At 73.2% G+C, this 20,167-nt stretch carries 19 protein-coding genes; 17 read left to right on the top strand and 2 right to left on the bottom strand.

All coding sequences use genetic code 11. The features are described 5' to 3' along the window. Positions 1 to 207 precede the first annotated feature (207 nt). The 3 genes from K1J57_RS00145 to K1J57_RS00135 all read left to right on the top strand — a co-directional run bounded on the left by K1J57_RS00145 (position 208) and on the right by K1J57_RS00135 (position 4,885). A complete protein-coding gene (locus K1J57_RS00145; protein ID WP_220562464.1) occupies positions 208 to 786 on the top strand; it encodes a peptidoglycan-binding protein in 579 nt (192 codons plus the stop codon). Between the two features lie 269 nt (positions 787 to 1,055). Next, positions 1,056 to 3,032, top strand: coding sequence for an ABC transporter ATP-binding protein (locus K1J57_RS00140; RefSeq protein WP_220562463.1), 1,977 nt, complete (start codon positions 1,056 to 1,058; stop codon positions 3,030 to 3,032). Further along, positions 3,029 to 4,885, top strand: coding sequence for an ABC transporter ATP-binding protein (locus K1J57_RS00135; protein ID WP_220562462.1), 1,857 nt, complete (start codon positions 3,029 to 3,031; stop codon positions 4,883 to 4,885). Before K1J57_RS00140 ends, K1J57_RS00135 begins: the two co-directional genes overlap by 4 nt. 13 nt (positions 4,886 to 4,898) lie before the next feature. On the opposite strand, the gene K1J57_RS00130 is transcribed toward K1J57_RS00135, so the two are convergent. Then, positions 4,899 to 5,903 carry a sugar isomerase gene (locus tag K1J57_RS00130; RefSeq protein WP_220562461.1) on the bottom strand — a complete coding sequence of 335 codons (1,005 nt, stop codon included), beginning with the start codon at positions 5,901 to 5,903 and terminating at the stop codon, positions 4,899 to 4,901. Between the two features lie 151 nt (positions 5,904 to 6,054). Here K1J57_RS00130 and hisI point away from each other — a divergent pair, with 151 nt between their 5' ends. The 14 genes from hisI to K1J57_RS00060 all read left to right on the top strand — a co-directional run bounded on the left by hisI (position 6,055) and on the right by K1J57_RS00060 (position 18,049). Further along, positions 6,055 to 6,399: a phosphoribosyl-AMP cyclohydrolase gene (gene hisI, locus K1J57_RS00125; RefSeq protein WP_220562460.1), complete on the top strand. Its 345-nt coding sequence runs from the start codon at positions 6,055 to 6,057 to the stop codon at positions 6,397 to 6,399. After that, on the top strand, positions 6,396 to 7,145 hold the full coding sequence (locus tag K1J57_RS00120) for a Trp biosynthesis-associated membrane protein (protein WP_220562459.1): 750 nt from the start codon (positions 6,396 to 6,398) through the stop codon (positions 7,143 to 7,145). The genes hisI and K1J57_RS00120 overlap by 4 nt, the downstream gene beginning before the upstream one ends. Next, positions 7,145 to 7,417: an HGxxPAAW family protein gene (locus K1J57_RS00115; RefSeq protein ID WP_220562458.1), complete on the top strand. Its 273-nt coding sequence runs from the start codon at positions 7,145 to 7,147 to the stop codon at positions 7,415 to 7,417. The genes K1J57_RS00120 and K1J57_RS00115 overlap by 1 nt, the downstream gene beginning before the upstream one ends. Positions 7,418 to 7,732: 315 nt before the next feature. Next, entirely contained in the window at positions 7,733 to 8,104 is a 372-nt protein-coding gene (locus K1J57_RS00110) for a CD225/dispanin family protein (protein WP_220562457.1), read from the top strand. 199 nt (positions 8,105 to 8,303) lie between these two features. Then, positions 8,304 to 8,729 (top strand): DUF2752 domain-containing protein, encoded by a 426-nt coding sequence (locus K1J57_RS00105; RefSeq protein ID WP_338151187.1) that lies wholly within the window; start codon positions 8,304 to 8,306, stop codon positions 8,727 to 8,729. A gap of 40 nt (positions 8,730 to 8,769) precedes the next feature. Next, on the top strand, positions 8,770 to 9,150 hold the full coding sequence (locus K1J57_RS00100) for a CD225/dispanin family protein (RefSeq protein ID WP_220562455.1): 381 nt from the start codon (positions 8,770 to 8,772) through the stop codon (positions 9,148 to 9,150). Between the two features lie 254 nt (positions 9,151 to 9,404). Continuing rightward, positions 9,405 to 10,211, top strand: a complete 807-nt coding sequence (gene trpC / locus K1J57_RS00095; protein ID WP_220562454.1) for an indole-3-glycerol phosphate synthase TrpC — start codon at positions 9,405 to 9,407, stop codon at positions 10,209 to 10,211. 258 nt (positions 10,212 to 10,469) lie between these two features. After that, on the top strand, positions 10,470 to 11,687 hold the full coding sequence (gene trpB / locus K1J57_RS00090; protein WP_220562453.1) for a tryptophan synthase subunit beta: 1,218 nt from the start codon (positions 10,470 to 10,472) through the stop codon (positions 11,685 to 11,687). Continuing rightward, on the top strand, positions 11,687 to 12,493 hold the full coding sequence (trpA, locus tag K1J57_RS00085) for a tryptophan synthase subunit alpha (RefSeq protein WP_220562452.1): 807 nt from the start codon (positions 11,687 to 11,689) through the stop codon (positions 12,491 to 12,493). The genes trpB and trpA overlap by 1 nt, the downstream gene beginning before the upstream one ends. A gap of 336 nt (positions 12,494 to 12,829) precedes the next feature. Then, positions 12,830 to 13,336 carry a MauE/DoxX family redox-associated membrane protein gene (locus tag K1J57_RS00080; protein WP_220562451.1) on the top strand — a complete coding sequence of 169 codons (507 nt, stop codon included), beginning with the start codon at positions 12,830 to 12,832 and terminating at the stop codon, positions 13,334 to 13,336. 48 nt (positions 13,337 to 13,384) lie between these two features. After that, positions 13,385 to 14,362, top strand: a complete 978-nt coding sequence (locus tag K1J57_RS00075) for a thioredoxin domain-containing protein (protein WP_220562450.1) — start codon at positions 13,385 to 13,387, stop codon at positions 14,360 to 14,362. Between the two features lie 55 nt (positions 14,363 to 14,417). Continuing rightward, on the top strand, positions 14,418 to 15,512 hold the full coding sequence (gene lgt / locus K1J57_RS00070; protein ID WP_220562449.1) for a prolipoprotein diacylglyceryl transferase: 1,095 nt from the start codon (positions 14,418 to 14,420) through the stop codon (positions 15,510 to 15,512). Between the two features lie 142 nt (positions 15,513 to 15,654). Continuing rightward, positions 15,655 to 16,815, top strand: a complete 1,161-nt coding sequence (locus K1J57_RS00065; protein ID WP_220562448.1) for a hypothetical protein — start codon at positions 15,655 to 15,657, stop codon at positions 16,813 to 16,815. A gap of 244 nt (positions 16,816 to 17,059) precedes the next feature. After that, complete coding sequence (locus K1J57_RS00060; protein ID WP_255646752.1) at positions 17,060 to 18,049, top strand: hypothetical protein; 990 nt, start codon at positions 17,060 to 17,062, stop codon at positions 18,047 to 18,049. A 40-nt stretch (positions 18,050 to 18,089) separates the two neighbouring features. Here the strand turns inward: K1J57_RS00060 and K1J57_RS00055 are convergent, their stop codons facing one another. Further along, positions 18,090 to 19,784, bottom strand: a complete 1,695-nt coding sequence (locus K1J57_RS00055; RefSeq protein ID WP_220562447.1) for a bis-aminopropyl spermidine synthase family protein — start codon at positions 19,782 to 19,784, stop codon at positions 18,090 to 18,092. Between the last annotated feature and the right edge of the window lie 383 nt (positions 19,785 to 20,167).

The following is a 20,167-nucleotide window of genomic DNA, read 5'->3' as shown; positions in this document are numbered from 1 at the left end:
GCCGAGCGCCGGGTCCTTTCCCTTTCCACGGGCCGGGGGAGCACGCGCGAGACCCCCGCCGGGTTCACACGACTTGGACAAAATGTCCCATGGGGATAAGGAAGTCTGTCTTTTTGGAGGTATTGGCGGCGGATTTGTGAACGCGGTGCGCACCCCGCACATCCCACCATGTGACGGGGACGACACACGGGGAAAGGACCGGCCTCCATGTCAGGCACCATCACCACACGCATCACCGCCCTTCTGGCGGCGGCTCTGCTCGCGACCGCCGCGGCGCTCACGGGCGCCTCCGCGGCCTCGGCGGACGACCTCGCCGCCACGTCCGACGACACCCTCGCCGAGATCGAGGCCACGCCCTGGCCCGAGTACTCGATGGGCGACGTCAACGCCGACATCCTCGCCGCCAAGCTCCTCATCACCGAGCAGGGCTTCGACCCCGGCGCCGAGGACGCCGAGTTCGACGGCGAGTTCCGGGCCGCGGTCCTCAACTACCAGGCCGCCAACGACCTGGAGGACAGCGGGACCCTGAACGCCGAGACCTGGCTGCTGCTGCGCGAGCAGACCTTCGGCGAGTACGGGCCCGGCTCCCGCGGCAACGTCGTCCGCGCCGTCCAGCACCTGATCAACGCCAAGTTCGAGGCGCACCTGGGCGTCGACGGGATCTACGGCCCGGACACCGAGGACGCCGTCCGCTGGGTCCAGGACTTCTTCGGGATCGGCGTCGACGGCATCACCGGCGCGTACACGTTCCGCGCGCTGGTCACCTACCAGGACTACGACAAGTGAGGATCCCCTAGGATCCCGCCCCACCAGGAGTCCGGCCCCTCCCCTCGGGGGGCCGGACCCGTGTCCGCTTCGTCATCGGCTGGACGGAATAGCACCGATCGGTCGGGCGCTGAAACAATCCGGTGGAACCTGTCGGTGCCGCTGGATAAGTTGGCACCGCACGTGCCCCGTGCCCTTCGGCATGCCCGGAGGCCGGGGCACCGTGGACGGTCCGCGCCGGGAACCCTCCCAGAGGGCCCGCCCGCGCGCGCAAGGAGAACGGGGGGCGCATGGCGCAGGGCACGGCAACCGCGGGAGAACGCACCGAGGAGGACGCCGACGGCTCGGCCGCCGCCCACCGGGGGGTGTTCGGCCGGGGCATGAAGGTCCTGTGGGTCGCCGCCCGCACCGAGCCGTGGATCTTCGGCGTCGCCGTCGTCGGCGCCATGCTGCACGCCGCGGTCACCGTCGGCTCCGCCTCCGTGCTGGGGTACCTCACCGACAACACGATCATCCCGGCCTTCGACCAGGGGGCCACCACCACCGCCGCCCTGGTCGGGGCGGGCGCCCTGCTCATGGCCGTCGGCCTGGGCAAGGCCGTCGGCATCGCCATGCGCCGCATGCTCGCCGCCCTCATGCAGTTCCGGCTCCAGGCCCGCTACCGCCGGGCCGTCGCCCGCAAGTACCTCGAACTCCCGCTGGCCTGGCACCACCGCCACCCCACCGGCCAGCTGCTGTCCAACGCCAACGCCGACGTCGAGGCCGCCTGGCAGCCGCTCGCCCCGCTCCCGATGGCCGTGGGCAGCGTCTTCATGCTCGTCATCGCCGCCGTCGCGATGCTCGTCACCGACCCCCTGCTGGCCCTGGTCGCCTTCGTCGTCTTCCCCTTCCTGGTCCTGGTCAACGTCGTCTTCCAGCGCCGCGTCTCGCCCATGGCCTCCCGCGCCCAGGCACTGCGCGCCGAGGTCAGCGGGGTCGCCCACGAGTCCTTCGACGGCGCCCTGGTCGTCAAGACCCTGGGCCGGGAGGACACCGAGACCGAGCGCTTCACCGAGTCCGCCCACCGCCTGCGCGACGCCCTCATCCAGGTCGGCCGCATGCGCTCGATGTTCGACCCCGTCATCGAGACCCTGCCCAACCTCGGCGTCCTGGCCGTCCTGCTGCTGGGCATGTGGCGGCTGTCCACCGGCTCCATCGACCCCGGCGACCTCGTCCAGATCGCCTTCCTGTTCACCCTGCTGTCCCTGCCCGTCCGCTCCTTCGGGTGGATCCTGGGCGACCTGCCCCGCAGCGTCGTGGGCTGGGACCGCGTCCAGTCGGTGCTGCGCTCGGAGGGCTCCATGGAGCACGGCGACCGCACCCTGGACGAGAGCGCCGGCGGCATCGCCCTGAGCGCCCGCGGCGTCGTCTTCTCCTACGCCGACTCCTACGACAGCGACGGCCGCGACCTCATGTCCGAGGACGCGCAGGGCCCGCGCACCACCGTCCTGGACGGCGTCGACCTGGACATCGCCCCCGGCCGCACCGTCGCCCTGGTCGGCCCCACCGGCTCGGGCAAGTCCACGCTCACCACCGTCCTGATGCGCCTGGTCGACCCCGACGAGGGCACCGTCTCCTACGACGGCGTCGACGTCCGCGAACTGGCCCGCGACCAGATCCCCCGGCACGCCGCCCTGGTCCCGCAGAGCACCTTCGTGTTCGAGGACACCGTCCGCGGCAACATCACCCTGGGCGAGGACATCGACGACGAACGCGTGTGGGCGGCGCTGCGCCTGGCCCGCGCCGACGGGTTCATCGCCGAGCTCGACGGCGGCCTGGACGCCCCCCTGGGGGAGAAGGGCACCACCCTGTCCGGCGGCCAGCGCCAGCGCCTGGCCCTGGCCCGCGCCGTGGTCCGCGACCCGCGGCTGCTCATCCTGGACGACGCCACCTCCGCCGTCGACCCGCAGATCGAGGCGCAGATCCTCGGCGGCCTGCGCGAACGCGACGCCTCCGCCACCGTGGTCGTCGTCGCCTACCGCCGCGCCACCATCGAGCTCGCCGACGAGGTCGTCTACCTCGAACGCGGCCGCGTCCTGGCCCGCGGCACCCACACCGAACTCCTGGAGACCTCACCCGGCTACAACCGGCTCGTGACCGCCTACGAGCGCGCCTCCGCCGAGAACGACGCCGCGCGCGCACCCGTCCCGGAGGGCCCGGCCCCCGTCGACCCCACCCGCCGAGCCGCCGTCCGCGGCGACGACCTCACCGAGGAGACGAGCCGATGAGCGCACCCGCACCCACCCGAGAGGAAGACGAGCGCGAACCCGCGGGGTCCCGGGACGCGGCCCCCGGACGCGCCGACTCCTCGGTGTCCCTGCACCGCTCCACCGACTCCGCGATGGACACCCTCAAGCGCGGCCTGCGCCTGTCCCCGGAGTTCGCCAAGGGCCTGTGGCTCACCCTCGCCTTCGCGGTGATCGCCACCGTCGGCAAGGTCGTCGTGCCCATCGCCGTCCAGCAGATCATCGACAACGGCATCTCCGCCTCCGGCGGCCCCGACCTGGGCTTCGTCGTCCGCATGGTCGCGGTCTGCGCGGGCCTGCTGGTCGTCACCATGGTCTGCTCCTACCTGATGAACGTGCGCCTGTACAAGGCCACCGAGTCGGGGCTGGCGACCCTGCGCCGCAAGGCGTTCCGGCACGTCCACGACCTGTCCGTGCTCACCCAGAACAGCGAGCGCAAGGGCGCCCTGGTCTCCCGCGTCACCAGCGACGTGGACCAGATCAGCACGTTCATGCAGTGGGGCGGCATCCTCCTCATCGTCAGCGCCGGGCAGCTGCTCATCGCCACCGTCCTCATGGCGGTCTACTCCTGGCAGCTCACCATCGTGGTGTGGGTGTGCTTCCTGCCCCTGCTGTTCGGGGTGCGCTGGCTCCAGAAGCTGCTGTCCAAGGCCTACCTGAAGGTCCGCGAGAACACCGGCGACATGCTCGGCGTCATCGGCGAGACCGTCATGGGCGCCGCCGTCATCCGCGCCCACGGCACCGAGGAGCGCACCGCCCGCCGCATCGACACCACCGTCGTCGCCACCCGCCGCGCCCAGGTGCGCGCCCAGAGGCTGTCGGTGGCGGTGTCCCCGTTCGCCGAGATCGTCTCGGCGGTCGGCAACACCGCCGTGGTCCTGCTGGGGGTCTGGCTGGGCCTGGACGGCGACCTCACCGCGGGCCGCCTCATCGCGTTCCTGTTCCTGATGACCCTGTTCATCCAGCCGATGATGATGGCCACCGAGATCTTCAACGAGGCGCAGAACGCCATCGCCGGCTGGCGCCGCGTCCTGGGCGTGCTGGACACCGTCCCCGACATCTCCGACCCGGGCGAGGCCGGGACGGTGCTGCCGCGCGGACCGGTGCGGGTCGACTTCGACCGCGTCACCTACTCCTACCCGGACGGCCCCGTCGTCCTGGACGACGTGACGGTGACCATCGAGTCGGGCACCCGGCTCGCCGTGGTGGGGGAGACCGGGTCCGGCAAGACCACGTTCGTCAAGCTCCTCACCCGGCTGATGGACCCCGACCGGGGCACCGTCCTGCTCGACGGGACCGACCTGCGCGAGATCGCGTTCTCGTCGCTGCGCGGCCGGGTCGTCATGGTCCCCCAGGAGGGATTCCTGTTCGACAGCTCCCTGGGCGACAACATCCGCTTCGCCCGCCCGGAGAGCACCGACGCCGAACTGCGCACCGCCATCACCGACCTGGGACTGGACGAGTGGCTGGACAGCCTCGCCCACGGCCTGGACACCCCCGTGGGCCAGCGCGGGGAGTCGCTGTCGGCGGGCGAGCGCCAGCTCGTCGCGCTCATCCGCGCCTACGTCGCCGACCCCGACCTGCTGGTCCTGGACGAGGCGACCTCCGCCGTCGACCCGCACACCGAGATGCGCATCCAGCGCGCCCTGGACCGGCTCACCCGGGGCCGCACCTCGGTGGCGATCGCCCACCGCCTGTCCACGGCCGAGGCCGCCGACCGGGTCCTGGTGTTCGACGACGGCCGCATCGTGCAGAGCGGCTCCCACGCGGAACTGGTGTCCCGGCCCGGCGTCTACGCCGACCTGTACGCCTCCTGGGTGCGCTCCTCGGCGTGACCGGGGCCGCCGGTCACCGGCCCGACTCCCGCCACAGGTGGGCGGCGACCAGGCCGGGGACCACCGTCTCGACCAGGAGGGCGACGTCGGGGTCGGTGTCGCCCGGGTAGCGCACGGTCAGCTCCGCCCCCGGCACGCTCTCGCGCCCGGGGGTGGGGCCCACCGCCACGAACCGGCCCCGCAGCTGCCCCAGGTGCTCGGAGAACCGCTCGTCGTAGGCCGACCCGGCGAACAGCAGCGCCCGGTAGTCGGTGACCGCCGCCAGGTACCGGTCGGTGTGCGACCACTCGCCGGTCTCACAGGTGTGCGCCACCGCCACCGGGCCCTTGCGCAGCAGCTGGGCGCCCTGCACCGCCGACGCGGTGCGCTCGGCCGGCGCCACCAGGTGCACCCCGTGCGGCGACTCCAGCGCCCGCGCGGCCTCGGGCACCCAGGTGTGCGCCGACGCCAGCAGCGCCTGCACCGCGTTGGCCGACCGGCGCAGCAGGCTCGGCAGGTTGCGGCTGCCGCCCAGCACCGGGGCGCCCAGCCGGTGGCCCAGCAGCAGGGCCAGCCCCAGCGCGTGCTGGTAGGCCCGGCAGCCCAGCCCCGCCCGCTCGTCCCCGGCGTGCAGCGGCACCAGCAGGTCCGCGTACCGCGCCACCACGGCCTCGGAGCCCGCGGCGGCCAGCACCACCACGGGGGAGCGGCCCACGTACCGGTCCAGGACCGTGCACAGCTCCCGCTGGCCGCCGCCCAGGCTCACCCCCACCACCAGGGTCTCCGGACCCGCGGGCGGCTCCTGGGCGGACGCGGAGGAGTCCGCGACCGCGCCGATGCCGGCCAGCCTCAGCCGCGCCGCCGCCACCTCGCACACGCCCCGGGCCGCGCCGATCCCCAGGAACCGCACCGCCGCGGGCTCGTCGTCCAGCAGCGCGGGCAGCGCCGCGTACGGGTCCCAGCGCGGGAACCGCTCCGCCAGCGCGTTCAGGGAGGCGGGCATCTCCGCCAGGTCGGCTGACAGGGCCTGGGCCGTCACGGGAACCCCCACATCCGTTCGTCTGCTCGCGTCCGCCGTGCACGGCGGCTCCGGGCGCACTCTAGGACACCCGCCGCCCCGGAACGCCCGCGGCCCGCACTGGACACGCCCCGGTGACACCCGGCCGACGGGCGGCCATAACCTGGAGGACATGAGCGTCACCAGCCTCGACCCGGCCATCGCCGCCCGCCTCAAACGCACCGAGGACGGACTCGTCCCCGCCGTCGTGCAGCAGCACGACACGGGCGAGGTCCTCATGCTCGCCTGGATGGACGACGAGGCCCTGCACCGCACCCTCACCACCGGTGCGGCCACCTACTGGTCGCGCAGCCGCGGCGAGTACTGGGTCAAGGGCGCCACCTCCGGCAACACCCAGCGTGTGGTGTCCGTCGCACTCGACTGCGACGGCGACACCCTGCTGCTCAAGGTCGACCAGACCGGGGCGGCCTGCCACACCGGCGACCGCACCTGCTTCGACGCCGGGCGCCTGCTGTGACCCCGCCCGCACCCGAGGAGACCACCGCCGCCGCGCCGCCCGCCGACCCGGCGGCGCGGCGCGCCCGCCGCGAGTTCGGCGCGGCCGTCCTCGGCCTGGCCGCCGGGGCCGGGCTGCTGCTCGCCTCCGCCGGACGCGCCTGGGCCACCGGAGACCTCATCACCGCCGGACCGGTCGTGCCGGCCCCGGTGCAGATCACCGGCGGCGACCTCACCGGGGTCCCGGCCGGGATCGGCTGGGCCGCGCTGGCGGGCATCGCCGGGATCTACGCCGCCCGCGGGTGGGCGCGCCGCCTCATCGGCGCCCTGCTCGCCCTGGGCGGCGGCTACGCCCTGAGCGCCGTCGTCGCGGCGGCGCGCCCCGCGGCGCTGGCCGAGGCCGTCGACGCGGCCGCCGCCGCGGGCACCGCCCGCGCGGCCGGGACCCCCGAGCTCCTGGCGGCCGGCCCGGCCATGGCCGCCGCGGGCGCCGCGCTGATCGCGGCCGCCGGCGTGCTCGCCCTCCTCCGCGCCCCCGCCTGGCCGGGCATGGGGACCCGGTACGATCGGGACGCCGCACCGCGCGCGAACGCCACGGGCACACCCGCCGACCTGTGGAAATCGCTCGACGCGGGTGACGACCCCACACTCGACGCCCCCGACGGCGACACCGCTCCCGCGCGCCCCGCGGGCGGTGCCGCCACCGGGGACGGCACCGAACCCGCACCGCCGACCCCGAGGTCGGCCGACTCGAAGGAGAAGCCCTGATGGCCGCTGACGAACACCACGACGACCACGGCAACACCGTCTCCGCCTGGTTCCTCACTGTTTCCTGGATCGTCGCCTGGACGGTGGCGGCCGCCGCCATCATCCTGGGCGGGGACCTCATCACCTGGACCGTGATCGGCCTGGGCGCCAGTGTGGTCCTGGCGGTCATCGCCGGTGTAATGAAGAAGGTCGGCCTGGGCCGCAAGGAGCCGCGCCCGGTGCCGCCGACCCGCGAAGAGTGGGAAGCGTCTCGCAAGAAGGTCGCCGCCTAGCCGGCTCGCGCCCCGAACACGCCCGCCCCAGGGGATTCCACGGCCACTTCCGGACAGAACCGGAGAATCCGCAGCTCACAACGACTGAGTAACGGAAAATGGACGAAGGTCCCATGGGGCGGGTAGATTTTCTCCACCGGCCGTGACCGCGTGTACCGGCCGACTGGTGGATCGTCCCCCCGGTCTGGCAACATGCGTAGTCGCCCGCGGCGTGATCGCACCGGTGATCCGACCCTGCCCCTTCGTCGGTCCCGTCTGCCCTGCCGCACGTCGCGAGCCGAAAATCCCTTGTCCGCAGTCTGGAAAGTTGTTCCCATGAGCTATGGTCCCCCGCCCCCCGCAGGTCCCCCCGGACCCGGCGGCTACGGCCCGCCCCCCGGTGGCGGCGGCTACGGCCCGCCCCCCGGCGCCACCCCTCCCGACAACGGGCTCGTCTGGGCCATCGTCGCGATCTTCTGCTGCTGGCCGTTCGCCATCCCGGCCCTCATCAACGCGACCAAGGTCAACGACCTGTGGAACCGCGGCGACCAGGCCGGTGCCATGCAGGCCCAGGCCCAGGCGAAGAAGTGGACCAAGTGGGCCTTCATCTCCGCCGGTATCATGTGGGCCCTGATCATCCTCTGGTACATCCTGATGTTCGTGGTCTTCGGAGCCATGGCGGCCTCCACCAGCAGCTACAGCTACTAGGTGGATAGCCACTAGGCGGATACCGAGAAGTCCCCTTCTGCCCCCGAACGCCGTCCGGCGTCCGGGGGCAGAACCCGTTCGTAACCCGACGATGCCTAAGCTGGTTCACGTGCAGCCTGAACAGAGTGACCCTCGGACCGGGACCGGCGGGCCCGACGAACACGCGCCTCTGCCCCTCGGGCAGCGGATCCTGCGCAGGTTGCACAGGGTCCCGCCGCCCGTGTGGCCGCTGAGCGCCGGAGCGCTCGTGCTGGCCGGGGCGACTCTGCTCCACTTCGTGGATCCCAATGAACCGGGCAACTACCCCACCTGCCCCTGGCTACTGATGACCGGCACCTTCTGTCCGGGCTGCGGCACCATGCGCGCCATCGCGCTGACCACCCATGGGGACATCCTCGGCGCCATCAGCATGAACCCGCTGCTGGTCCTGCTCGCCCCGTACATCCTGTGGGCGTACGCGCAGTGGATCGTCTCCACGGTCCGCCCGCCCAAAGCACCCCCCAGACCCACACCGAGTTGGTTCCTGTGGACCCTCACCATCGTCATCACGGGTTTCTGGGTGCTGAGGAACCTGCCCTGGTTCTCCTTCCTGGCGCCGGGGACACCACTGTTCCCCGGCTGGTGACCGACGTCCCGTCCGCCCCGAAAGTCGAAAGGCCCACGACATGAGCTACCAACCGCCCACCGGAGGCTACGGTCCCCCGACCGGCGGCTACGGCCCTCCCCCCGGCGGCTTCGGCGGCCAGCCCCAGCAACCGCCCGGCGATCGTCCCAAGACCTACCTGGTGCACAACATTCTGGGGATCCTCAGTTGTATCCCGGTGCTCGGGATCATCGGCCTGGTCTTCTCGCTTCAGGTGAACAGCAAATGGGACTCGGGCGACTTCGCGGGCGCACAGGACGCGGCCAAGACCGCGAAGACCCTCGGCATCATCAGTCTTGTGCTGTTCATCCTCGGTGCAGTGATCGCCGTCATCTACATCGTGCTCATGTTCATTGGAATCGTGCTGGTCGGTTCGGCGAGCACCACTACCACCTACTACTAGGGGTGTGGACCGAGTCGGTCCGGGACGAATCCCCTCGGATCGCGCGTGCCGACCGCACACACCGGCCTCCCAGGGCATACCCGTCGCCCCCGTCACACGCCGTGTGCGCGGGGGCGGCGGCGTTCCGGGCCCCGGGGGTCGATACGATGAGCGCACACGGCGCGAAGCAGGCCCAGCGGGCCGAGCCGCGCCCCGCGGCCCGCCCAGCTGTGCGAGCGCCGCGCCCGGCCACGACGATAGGGAGCGGTAACCACGTGAGCGTGCTCGACGAGATCCTCGACGGAGTACGCGCCGACCTGGCCGAGCGCCAGGAGGCCCTGCCCCTGGACGCGCTCAAGGAGCAGGCCGCGTCGGCGCCCACCCCGAAGGACGCCGAAGCCGCCCTGCGCCGCCCCGGTGTCCACGTCATCGCCGAGGTCAAGCGCGCCAGCCCCTCCAAGGGCCCGCTGGCGACCATCGCCGACCCGGCCGCCCTGGCCCGCGACTACGAGGCCGGCGGGGCCGCGCTCATCAGCGTCCTCACCGAGCAGCGCCGCTTCAACGGCAGCCTCGACGACCTGCGCGCCGTCGCCCGCGCCGTCGACACCCCGCTGCTGCGCAAGGACTTCGTCGTCAGCTCCTACCAGCTGTGGGAGGCCCGCGTCCACGGCGCCTCCGCCGTCCTGCTCATCGTCGCCGCCCTGCCCCAGGAGGCCCTGGTGTCCCTGGTGGAGCGGGCCCGCTCCCTGGGCCTGATGCCCCTGGTGGAGGTCCACGACGAGGAGGAGGTCGACCGCGCCCTCGACGCCGGGGCCACCGTCATCGGCGTCAACGCGCGCAACCTCAAGACCCTGGAGGTCGACCGGGACACCTTCGCCCGCGTCGCCCCCCGCATCCCCTCCGACATCGTCAAGATCGCCGAGTCCGGCATCCGCGGGCCGCACGACCTGCTGGCCTACGCCGGTGCCGGCGCCGGAGCCGTCCTCGTCGGCGAGAGCCTCGTGCGCGGCCGCAACCCGCGCGAGGCCGTCGCCGACCTGGTCACCGCCGGGGCCCACCCCGCCCTGCGCGACCGGAACTAGGGGACGGACGGCTCCATGGGAGGAACGACGGCGCACACCGCCATCACGGCCCGCACCGGCCGCCGATGGCGATGGCTCTAGGGAACCCGCCGCGCAGCGTGCGCGTTCGCGGGTTCCCGTCGCCGCGTTGACCCGAAGTCAGAACGCGCCGCGGGCCCAGGACACGCCGCGGCGCACGGAACGGTCGGCGCGCGCACCCCGCCCGTGCGCCCGCGCGAGGGGGGTGGGCCGTCGGCCCCGCACCCGAAGGACAGTCCCATGAGCCACGATCCGCAGCTGCCCGACGCGCGCGGGCACTACGGCCGCTTCGGCGGCCGCTTCGCCCCCGAGGCGCTCATCGCCGCCCTCGACGAGGTCGAGACCGAGTGGGAGAAGGCCCGCCACGACCCGGCCTTCCAGGCCGAGCTGGCCGAGCTCCTCAAGGACTACACCGGCCGCCCCAGCGCCCTGAGCGAGGCCCGCAACTTCTCCGAGCACTGCGGCGGCGCCCGCATCCTGCTCAAGCGCGAGGACCTCAACCACACCGGATCGCACAAGATCAACAACGTGCTGGGCCAGGCCCTGCTCACCAAGCGCATGGGCAAGACCCGCGTCATCGCCGAGACCGGCGCCGGCCAGCACGGGGTGGCCACCGCCACCGCCTGCGCCCTGATGGGCCTGGAGTGCGTCATCTACATGGGCGAGGAGGACACCCGCCGCCAGGCGCTCAACGTCGCCCGGATGCGCATGCTCGGCGCCGAGGTCGTCCCCGTCACCATCGGCAGCCGCACCCTGAAGGACGCCATCAACGAGGCGTTCCGCGACTGGGTCGCCAACGTCGACCGCACCCACTACCTGTTCGGCACGGTCGCCGGCCCCCACCCCTTCCCGAAGCTGGTCCGCGACCTGCACTTCGTGGTCGGCGCCGAGGCCCGCGAGCAGGTCCTGGAGCGGGTCGGCCGGCTGCCCGACGCGGTCGCGGCCTGCGTGGGCGGCGGGTCCAACGCCATGGCGGTCTTCGCCGCGTTCATCCCCGACGCCTTGGTGGCCCTGTACGGGTTCGAGGCCGGGGGCGACGGCGCCGACACCCCCCGCACCGCGGCCTCCATCAGCTCCGGCAGCCCCGGCGTGTTCCACGGCGCCCGCACCTTCGTCCTCCAGGACGAGTACGGGCAGACGCTGCCCAGCCACTCCATCTCCGCGGGGCTGGACTACCCGGCGGTGGGCCCCGAGCACGCCTACCTCGCCGACACCGGCCGGGCGAACTACGAGGCGATCACCGACGCCGAGGCCATGGAGGCCTTCCGGCTGCTGTGCCGCACCGAAGGCATCATCCCGGCCATCGAGAGCGCCCACGCCCTGGCCGGGGCCCGCAAGCTGGGGGAGCGGCTGGGCCCCGACGCGGTGATCCTGGTGAACCTCTCCGGGCGCGGCGACAAGGACGTGGACACCGCGGCCGCCTACTTCGGCCTGATCGACGGTAAGGACGAGGCGTGATGACGACCCTCCAGAACAAGCTCGCCCAGGCCCGGGCCCAGGGCCGGGCCGCCCTCATCGGCTACCTCCCGGCCGGGTTCCCCGACGTCGAGTCCTCGATCAAGGTCGTCCGGGCCATGGTCGAGGGCGGCTGCGACGTCATCGAGGTGGGCCTGCCCTACTCCGACCCGATGATGGACGGCCCCACCATCCAGCGGGCGGCCGACGCCGCGCTGGCGGCGGGGACCACCACCGACGACGTGTTCCGGGTGGTGGAGGCGACCGCCGAGACCGGCGCGGCCGCCGTGGTCATGTCGTACTGGAACCCGATCGAGCGCTACGGAGTGGAGCGCTTCGCGGGGAACCTCGCCAAGGCGGGCGGGGCCGGGGTCATCACCCCCGACCTCATCCCCGAGGAGGCGCAGGAGTGGATCGCGGCCTCCGACACCGCGGGCCTGGACCGGATCTTCCTGGTGGCGCCCTCCTCCACCGACCGGCGGCTGGAGCTGACCACCCGGGCGTGCAGCGGGTTCGTGTACGCGGCCTCGCTGATGGGGGTCACCGGGACCCGCACCCAGGTGGCCGGCACCGCCGCCGAGCTGGTGCGGCGCACCCGGGAGGCCACCCGCGAGTCGGGGCTGCCGATCTGCGTGGGCCTGGGCATCTCCTCGGGGGCGCAGGCCGCCGAGGTCGCCGCCTACGCCGACGGCGTCATCGTCGGCGCCGGGTTCTGCCAGCGGGTGCTGGACGCCCCGGACCTGGAGACCGGGCTCATCGCGGTGACGTCGTTCGCCGAGGAACTGGCGGCGGGCGTCCGGTCCCGCTGACCGGGACGCCGAAGGCAGGACGCAGGCGGGCCGCCCCCACACCCGGGGGCGGCCCGTTCCCTGTGTCCGGGCCGGTCAAGGGCGGGGTTAAGAAGGTTAAGCCGGTGAGAATCGGGTGAGAAGGGACCTTCGGGCTCGGGGAAACGCCGCGCGCGGGGGCCCCGCGGTGGTGTGATTGGGGGGCGGCGGACGCCGGGTCCGCCTCTTCACGCGCCCCGGTTCCAGCGCCCGGAGTCAGCGGGCGATCACAGCCGGTAGGATCTGCATGGTCACCGAGAGCGATTGAATGGGTGCAGAGTGCAACTTATCGGCCCCCGAACCCCGAAGGCCCCCGACATGGACACACCCGACGAAACCCCCGCCCCCGCCCCCGGGTCGCGCTGGGCCGCCGTCCAGCCCTGGCTCACCCTCGCCTGCCGCATCGCCCTCGCCGGGATCCTCATCTACGCGGCCGTCTCCAAGTACCCGCCCGCGCTCTCCGTCCAGGCCGTCGAGGCCTACGACCTCTTCCCCCACGAGATCGCCCGCCTCATCGGCTACACCCTCCCCCTCTTCGAGCTCGCCCTGGCCGTCCTGCTCCTGGTCGGCCTGGCCACCCGCTTCACCGGAGCCGTCACCGCCCTGCTCATGGTCGTCTTCATCGCCGGGATCCTCTCGGCCATGGCCCGCGGGCTGAGCATCGACTGCGGCTGCTTCGGCGGCGGCGGCGCCGTCGACCCCGGCGAGACCACCTACGGCCTCTCCATCGCCCGCGACATCGGCTTCGCCGCACTGGGGGCCTTCATCGCCCTGTGGCCCCGCTCACCCCTCGCCCTGGACCGCCCGCTCGGCCTCTTCCGCTGACCCGCGGCCCACGACCACACCCCGACTCAGGAACAGAAGGAACACCACATGGGGAGCGAAGCGCGCAAGCGCGCCCGTGAACGGCTCAAGGAACAGCGGGCCAAGGAGAAGAAGGCCGCCGCGCGGCGCAAGAACCTCATCGTCATCGGCGTCGCCGCCGCCGTCATCGTCCTCATCGTCGGGATCGGCTACGCCGTGCTCAACTCCGACCGCGACGAGGGCTACACGGGCCCCCTGGCGACCCAGACCCTCCAGGAGGACGGCAGCGTCGTCATGGCGAACGAGGGCGTCGAGGCCCCCGTCGTCGAGATCTACGCCGACTACCAGTGCCCCGCCTGCCGCCAGTTCGAGCTCACCAACGGCAGCCTGCTCAAGGAGCGCGCCGCCCAGGGCGAGGCCATCGTCCACTTCCGCCCGGTGAGCATCTTCGCCCAGCAGCAGGTGCCCATCAGCAGCAACTCGCTGCGCGGCGGCGCCGCCGCCCGCATCGCCGCCGACCACGGCGTCTTCGTCGAGTACAACGACCTGCTCTTCGAGAACCAGCCCACCGAGGGCCGCGAGGGCTTCTCCACCGACCAGCTCGAGCAGTGGTTCGCCGAACTGGAGACCTCGCCCGAACAGCAGCAGGAGTTCGGCGCCCGCCTGGAGGAGGAGGCCGCCGTCGTCACCGAGTTCACCGAGGAGTTCCTCCCCGCACTCACCGAGGACGCCGTCCGGGAGATCGGCCAGGAGACCCTGGGCACCATGGTCCTCAGCGACCTGCTGGCCTGGGGCGCCGACAACGGCCACGACCCCGCGTTCCTCGACGGCACCTACACCGGCGAGCTCATCGACGCCACGGGCAGCGCCTACACTCGCTACAGCGGAGACAACGCGTTCCGCGGCACCCCCTCCGTCTACCTCAACGGCGTCCTGCTCGACAACAACACCGCCATGACGGTCCGGGGACTCTCCGAAGCCATCGCCTCCGCCGACCCCGGTAAGGTCGAGACCCAGCCGTTGGACAACGGGGGTGACGCGCAGTAACACCCCTGAAGACACCCCCCGCACGCGGGGCGAACCCGAGAGCAGAGCAGTGACATTGTCGTCGACAGTCAGCGAGGGCGCGGCCGCCACCGGCCGCGCCCTCGCGGCCATCCCCAGCCCGCAGGTGAACTCGATCCCGATCGGGCCCCTGGAGATCCACTTCTACGCGCTGTGCATCCTCGCCGGCGTGATCGTCGCCGTCCTGTGGAGCGAACAGCGCTGGAAGGCGATGGGCGGCGAGCAGGGCACCATCCTCGACATGGCGGTGTGGGCGGTCATCCTCGGCCTCATCGGCGGCCGCCTCTACCACGTCATCAGCGACGCCCAGCTGTACTTCGCCGAGGGGCGCGAGCCCATCCGCGCCCTCTACATCTGGGAGGGCGGCCTCGGCATCTGGGGCGCCATCCCCCTGGGCGCCGTCGGCGTGTGGATCGTCGCCCGCAAGCGCGGCCTGTCGATGACCAAGCTCTCCTTCGCCATCGCCCCCACCATCCCCCTCGCCCAGGCCCTGGGCCGCTGGGGCAACTACTTCAACCAGGAGCTGTTCGGCCGCCCCACCGACCTCCCCTGGGCCGTGGAGATCCTCCCCTACCCCGAGGGCCACCTGCGCCCCGGCATGGAGTTCGGCGTCACCACCTACCACCCCACCTTCCTCTACGAGTCCCTGTGGTGCCTGGGCCTGGCGGTCCTGCTCGCCTGGGCCGGGCGCCGCTTCGAGTCCTCCCTCCAGGGCGGGCGCCTGTTCGCCCTCTACGTCATGGGCTACTGCGTCGGCCGCTTCTGGATCGAGTACCTGCGGGTCGACCCCGCCAACGACTTCTTCGGCCTGCGCCTGAACAACTGGACCTCCATCCTGGTCTTCGCCGGCGCCCTGGCCTACTTCGTCTGGGCCGGCCGCCGCCTCGACTCCTTCTCCACCGCGGTCGTGCCCCACGGCGCCGACGCCGGGACCCAGGTGTTCGGGCCCACCGCCGACGGTGAGATGGGTAACGACGACACCGTCTACAGCACCACCGACACAGGGGATTCCGACCTCGGGACCCGGGGGAGCGACGCCGGGACGGAATACCACCCGAGCCCCGAGCGATCTAGTAGCGAGGGCTCGACCTCGAACGACGAGGGAACCGGTTCCGGGACGAAGCCCGAGTAGACACGGGAAGGACGCCGACGCCCGTCTCCACGGGCGCGGCGGCCGCGCACGACACCACATCCACACCCACGAGGGTGACGACGTGCCCGCACGTGCCCCCGTACCTTTCGAGCAGACCACGGGTTGACGATTGAGAAAGACCGTGAGCAGAGCCGAGTCCGGTCCCGGCCGTAGAGGACGCCGCGGCGGGAGCCGCCGCGCCGACACCGGCCCGATCCGCGACCGCGCCGACGACTACGGCCACGACGAGGAATACGACTACGACCCGGAGGAGGACTTCTCCGCCGAGTACGGTCACACCGCCGCCGGGGACGAAGGCGCCGGCGAGAACCCCGACACCGCACAGGACGGTGACGACGAGCGCGCCGGGTCCGGCCGCGGCCGCGGCCGCCGCCGGGGCTCCCGCCGGGCCGCCCCGGCCAAGGACGCCAGGCAGGGCGGGGTCAAGCGCGTCTCCGCGTTCTCCGCCTCCGCGATCAAGAAGGTGTCGGTCCTGGGCGACCGGCCCAACCAGATCGTGTACACACTCGCCGAGCAGAGCAAGCGCAAGCGCGGCACCGCGGTGCTGGGCGTCCTCATCGGGGCCTTCGCCCTCTCCCTGGTCGCGCTGCTGGGACTGCTGTCCTACCAGCTCTTCACCGGGGCGGGCGGCACCACCTCCGGCGGCGACACCTCCGTGGTCGCCCCGCCCGAGGGCCACAGCACCATCACACCGCAGCTCTACCTGTCCAACGCCAACCGCGACGACGTCTTCGGCCCCATCAACGAGCGCCCCGAGGGCCTGGAGCCGATGACTCAGGAGGCGGTGTTCGACCCCGTCCAGGAGGTCGAGCTGGACGGCATGAAGCTGGAGCTGCGCGACGGCGCGGTCACCGACTCCTGCACCTCCCTGGTGTGGGGCGACGACCTGGGCCAGAGCCTCATCGACGCCGGCTGCGTCAACGCCGCCTCGGGCGTCTACACCGACGCCGACGAGGAGTACGTCGCCCAGGTCACCCTGTTCGACCTGTCCGACGCCGAGGCCGCCACCGAGGTCGAGGCCGCGCTGGACCCGAACAACGTCGAGTCCGGCGCCGGGTTCCTGCTCAGCCGCACCAACGACGAGATCCCCGGTCTCCAGGACGGCTACAGCGAGGCGACCGCGCAGGTCATGGGCCACTACCTGGCGGTGTTCTGGGTGGCCCGCACCGACGGCAGCCCGCCCGGGGACGACACCGACCTGGCCAAGGTCACCGTGGCGTCCATGAACGCGTTCCCCTACGTCTACAACGAGGTGATCGCCGCCCAGGCGGAGCAGGAGTAGCAGGGGGTCGGACGACCCCGACGCGCATCCGCGGACGAACGGCCGTGCTCTGAGCACGGCCGTTCGTGTTCCCCGGACGTCCCGATAGGATCTCGGACAGATCGACCGGCCCTGCCACGGCCGGGTCGAGCGGGGCGCGCGCACCGCTCCCGGGGCGCTCCCCGGCCCCCCGCCGCGCCCCCGCCGAGCGCAATCGGGTCCACCGCGCACACGCGGGCCCGTCATCCGAGGAAAGGTCCACTGGGTGTCCCCTTCTGAAGCGTCGGCGTCCGGAACAGCGGGACGCCGGAGGAAGAACAGCGAACCCGACGACGCCGAGCGCGCCTCCCGCGCGGGCGGCCGGCGCCGCGCCGGAGGGCGCCGCAAGCAGGAGCCCAAGCGGTACGGCCGGCTCATCGGCGTCGTCGTGGGCGTCCTCGTCGTCGCCCTCATCGGCCTGGGCGCCGTCCTGTACCTGAACCGGGGCGACGGCGGCGGCACGGACGGGCCCGCGCCGCACACCCGGCCGGTCGCCTACAGCGTCGAGGGCGTCGGCGACAACGAGATGAACACGGTCCTGGGCACCCGCGAGGCCGACAGCCGCCCCCTCAACGAGGGCGAGCTGTTCGGCGACCGCAGCGCCGAGATCTCCAGCCGGGGCATGGAGTTCACCCTGCGGGACTCGGAGCTGTCGGAGGACTGCGCCGCCGCCGTGTGGGGGGACGAGGTCGTCCAGGCCCTGGCCGACGCCGACTGCACCCAGGCCGGGCGGGCCACCTACGTGGGCGGCGACTACTTCGGCGTGACGGCGATCTTCAACCTCGCCGACGCCGAGGGCAGCCGCGCGGTGGCCGACGCCATGGCCGAGCCCGAGCTGCCGGAGGGCGAGGAGCCGCCCGCCGACGCCCCCGAGCCCGGCTTCGTGGTCGCGCCCTCGGGCGCCGAGCCCTTCGACCGCCTCGGCTCGGGCTACAGCGCCGCCGAGGCCACAGTCAGCGGCCACTACCTGGTGGTGGTGTGGGTGCAGCCCACCGACTCCGAGTCGGTCGAGGACCGGGTGAGCCTGGCCAGCCCCATCGTGACGCTGAGCAACTTCCGCGACCCGCTGTACCGCCGCCTGGTCAACCTCCGCGAGGAGGAGCCCTCCACCGAGCCCGGCGCCGGGACCGGCACCGAGACGGTGCCCGGGACCGAGACCGTGCCCGGCACCGAGACGGTCCCCGGGACCGAGACGGCGCCCGGTACCGGGGGCTGACCTCCGGCGGGGCCGCGCGACGCGCGGCCCCGCCCCCGTTTCAGGGCCGTTCCACGGCCTCCCACACCGCCGCGACGGCCTCCCGCAGCCGGGCGAACCGGTGCCCGGGCAGGTCCAGCAGGGTGCGCCCGGCCACCCACGGCGGGGCGGCGGCCACCGCCAGCCGGGCCGTGCGCTTGTTCACCGGCGCGCCCCCCTCCTGCGCGACCCGCACCACCCCGGCGCGCAGCACCGACGTCAGCGTCCCGCGGGCGTGCTCCTGGACGTGCGCCAGCAGCCGGTCCACCGGGTCCTGCGCCTCCGGCGCCCGGACCAGCCGGACCGCGGTCAGCGACGGGTCGCCGAAACCGCGCAGGAACCGCACCCGGAACCGGGGCTCCACCACGGCCCGCAGCTCCGACTGGCCCCGCTCGTCGCGCACGCACGCCGCGGACGAGGGCACCAGCAGGTACCCGCCCGCCTCGGGGCAGGCCAGCGCCGCCCGCGCCGCGATCCGCTCCCAGCCGCCGGTCAGGTCCACCACCGGCGGCCCCGACAGCGGCACCTGCGCCTCCATCCACGTGGACAGGCGCACCCGCCCCGCGTCGGGCAGCACCGCCGCGGGCCAGGCGCCCACCGGCACCGGCCGCCCCCCGGAGTCGGCGGCGGCCCGCTCCAGCGCGGCGGCCGCCCGCTCCTCGGTCAGCGAACCCCGGGCCTCCTTGGCGTTGACCCCCTGGCTGTACACGCGGGCACCGCTCTCCGCCGGCGGGGGAGCGGTGCGCGACAGCGGCCGCAGCACGTACAGGTCCGAGGCGGCCCCGATGGACTCGGCACCCTCGTAGCGGTGGAAGTCCGGCCACATCGCCTCCAGCACCAGGTCCAGCCGGAGCAGCCGGGCCTGCGTGGCGGCGGCCAGCCGCGGCGTGGTCTCGCTGACCCCGTAGGCGACCAGAACCCGGCCCCTGCGCGGGTCGGTCATCCCCTCCAGGCCGCGGCGCACGAACAGCTCCACCCCGTCGGCGGTGTAGGGCGGGTCGGTGAACACCACGTCGGCCTGCCCGCGCAGCCCCGCGGGCAGGCCCAGCCGCAGGTCGGCGAAGTGGGTGCGCACGTCCAGCCCCAGCCGCCCGGCGACCGCGTCGATGTGGGCGAGCACCCGCTCGTCGATGTCGGCCACCAGGACCCGCGCCCGGGGCTCGACCAGGGCCAGCGCGACCGAGGTGAGGTCGTGGTCGCCCACGCACAGGACGGTGCGGTCGGCGAGGTCGAACCGGGTGGCCAGGAACAGCGCCCGGCGCAGCGCGGTGTCGGCGGTCGCGGTGACGTGGTCCAGGTCCAGGTCGGACGAGGGCCCCTCGGCGACGGCCCGGGCGATCTCGGCGGCCGCCCCGGCCCGCGCGGGCACCAGGTGCCGCACCGGGTCCGCCAGGGCGTCCCCGGCCGCGCCGGCGTAGTGGTCGGGCCGCACCAGCCGCACCCGGTCGCCGCCGGGCGCGCGCTCGGCCTCCCCGGCCTCCACCAGCTGCTCCAGCAGCGCCACCACCAGGACGCGGGCGACCCCGGTGGCCCGCACCAGGTCGTCGGCGCTCCGGCCGCGGCCGTCCGACAGCGCGGCGAGCACGGCGCGCAGCCGGGGCGCGTCCACCCCGTGGGCGCGCAGCGCGTTCAGCGCGGCCCCGGGCAGGGGCGGAGGGGACGGGAGGGGCGTCCGCGGAGGGCCGGGAACGCCGGGGTCGTTGGGGTCTGCTGCCATGCACCGATCGTCCCACGCCCCGGAGGGAGCGGGTCCGGCCGCAGGTCAGGGCCGCTTCCGGCGCGAGAGTGACATATCACTCGGCCGGCCGGGGGAGTCCCCCTTGGGCGGAGTGTTAACGCCGGGGTAATGTGGGGGCGCGGCGCACGGCGTTCGCGTGCCCGAAGCGACGAACACGACCAACCGTCGGGTTTTATCCGCTTTGGGAGGTTTAGCGGGATTCCCTCGTGGAAAAACCGGCTAGGCACACCTCCGACGGGGAACCCTCCGTACGAGGAACCGCGGTCCCACCCGCAGGGGGCCGCGACACGCGACCCGGGGCGCACCGCGGCACCCCATGGTCTAGACCTGCGACCCACGTCGCGGCCGGACCCGCGGGAACA

This window comes from Nocardiopsis sp. MT53, assembly GCF_019598965.1.
In the GTDB taxonomy this organism is placed as follows: Bacteria; Actinomycetota; Actinomycetes; order Streptosporangiales; family Streptosporangiaceae; genus Nocardiopsis; species Nocardiopsis changdeensis.
The sequence above is the reverse complement of the archived record's forward strand: the minus strand, read 5'-3'. Positions and strand labels throughout refer to the sequence as shown.

Coding starts and splice junctions, on each gene's coding strand:
- K1J57_RS00135 (WP_220562462.1), top strand. CDS start 3,029: ATGAGCGCACCCGCACCCACCCGAGAGGAAGACGAGCGCGAACCCGCG.
- K1J57_RS00055 (WP_220562447.1), bottom strand. CDS start 19,784: ATGGCAGCAGACCCCAACGACCCCGGCGTTCCCGGCCCTCCGCGGACG.
- K1J57_RS00115 (WP_220562458.1), top strand. CDS start 7,145: ATGGCCGCTGACGAACACCACGACGACCACGGCAACACCGTCTCCGCC.
- K1J57_RS00145 (WP_220562464.1), top strand. CDS start 208: ATGTCAGGCACCATCACCACACGCATCACCGCCCTTCTGGCGGCGGCT.
- K1J57_RS00100 (WP_220562455.1), top strand. CDS start 8,770: ATGAGCTACCAACCGCCCACCGGAGGCTACGGTCCCCCGACCGGCGGC.
- K1J57_RS00080 (WP_220562451.1), top strand. CDS start 12,830: ATGGACACACCCGACGAAACCCCCGCCCCCGCCCCCGGGTCGCGCTGG.
- K1J57_RS00075 (WP_220562450.1), top strand. CDS start 13,385: ATGGGGAGCGAAGCGCGCAAGCGCGCCCGTGAACGGCTCAAGGAACAG.
- trpA (WP_220562452.1), top strand. CDS start 11,687: ATGACGACCCTCCAGAACAAGCTCGCCCAGGCCCGGGCCCAGGGCCGG.
- K1J57_RS00110 (WP_220562457.1), top strand. CDS start 7,733: ATGAGCTATGGTCCCCCGCCCCCCGCAGGTCCCCCCGGACCCGGCGGC.
- hisI (WP_220562460.1), top strand. CDS start 6,055: ATGAGCGTCACCAGCCTCGACCCGGCCATCGCCGCCCGCCTCAAACGC.
- K1J57_RS00140 (WP_220562463.1), top strand. CDS start 1,056: ATGGCGCAGGGCACGGCAACCGCGGGAGAACGCACCGAGGAGGACGCC.
- trpB (WP_220562453.1), top strand. CDS start 10,470: ATGAGCCACGATCCGCAGCTGCCCGACGCGCGCGGGCACTACGGCCGC.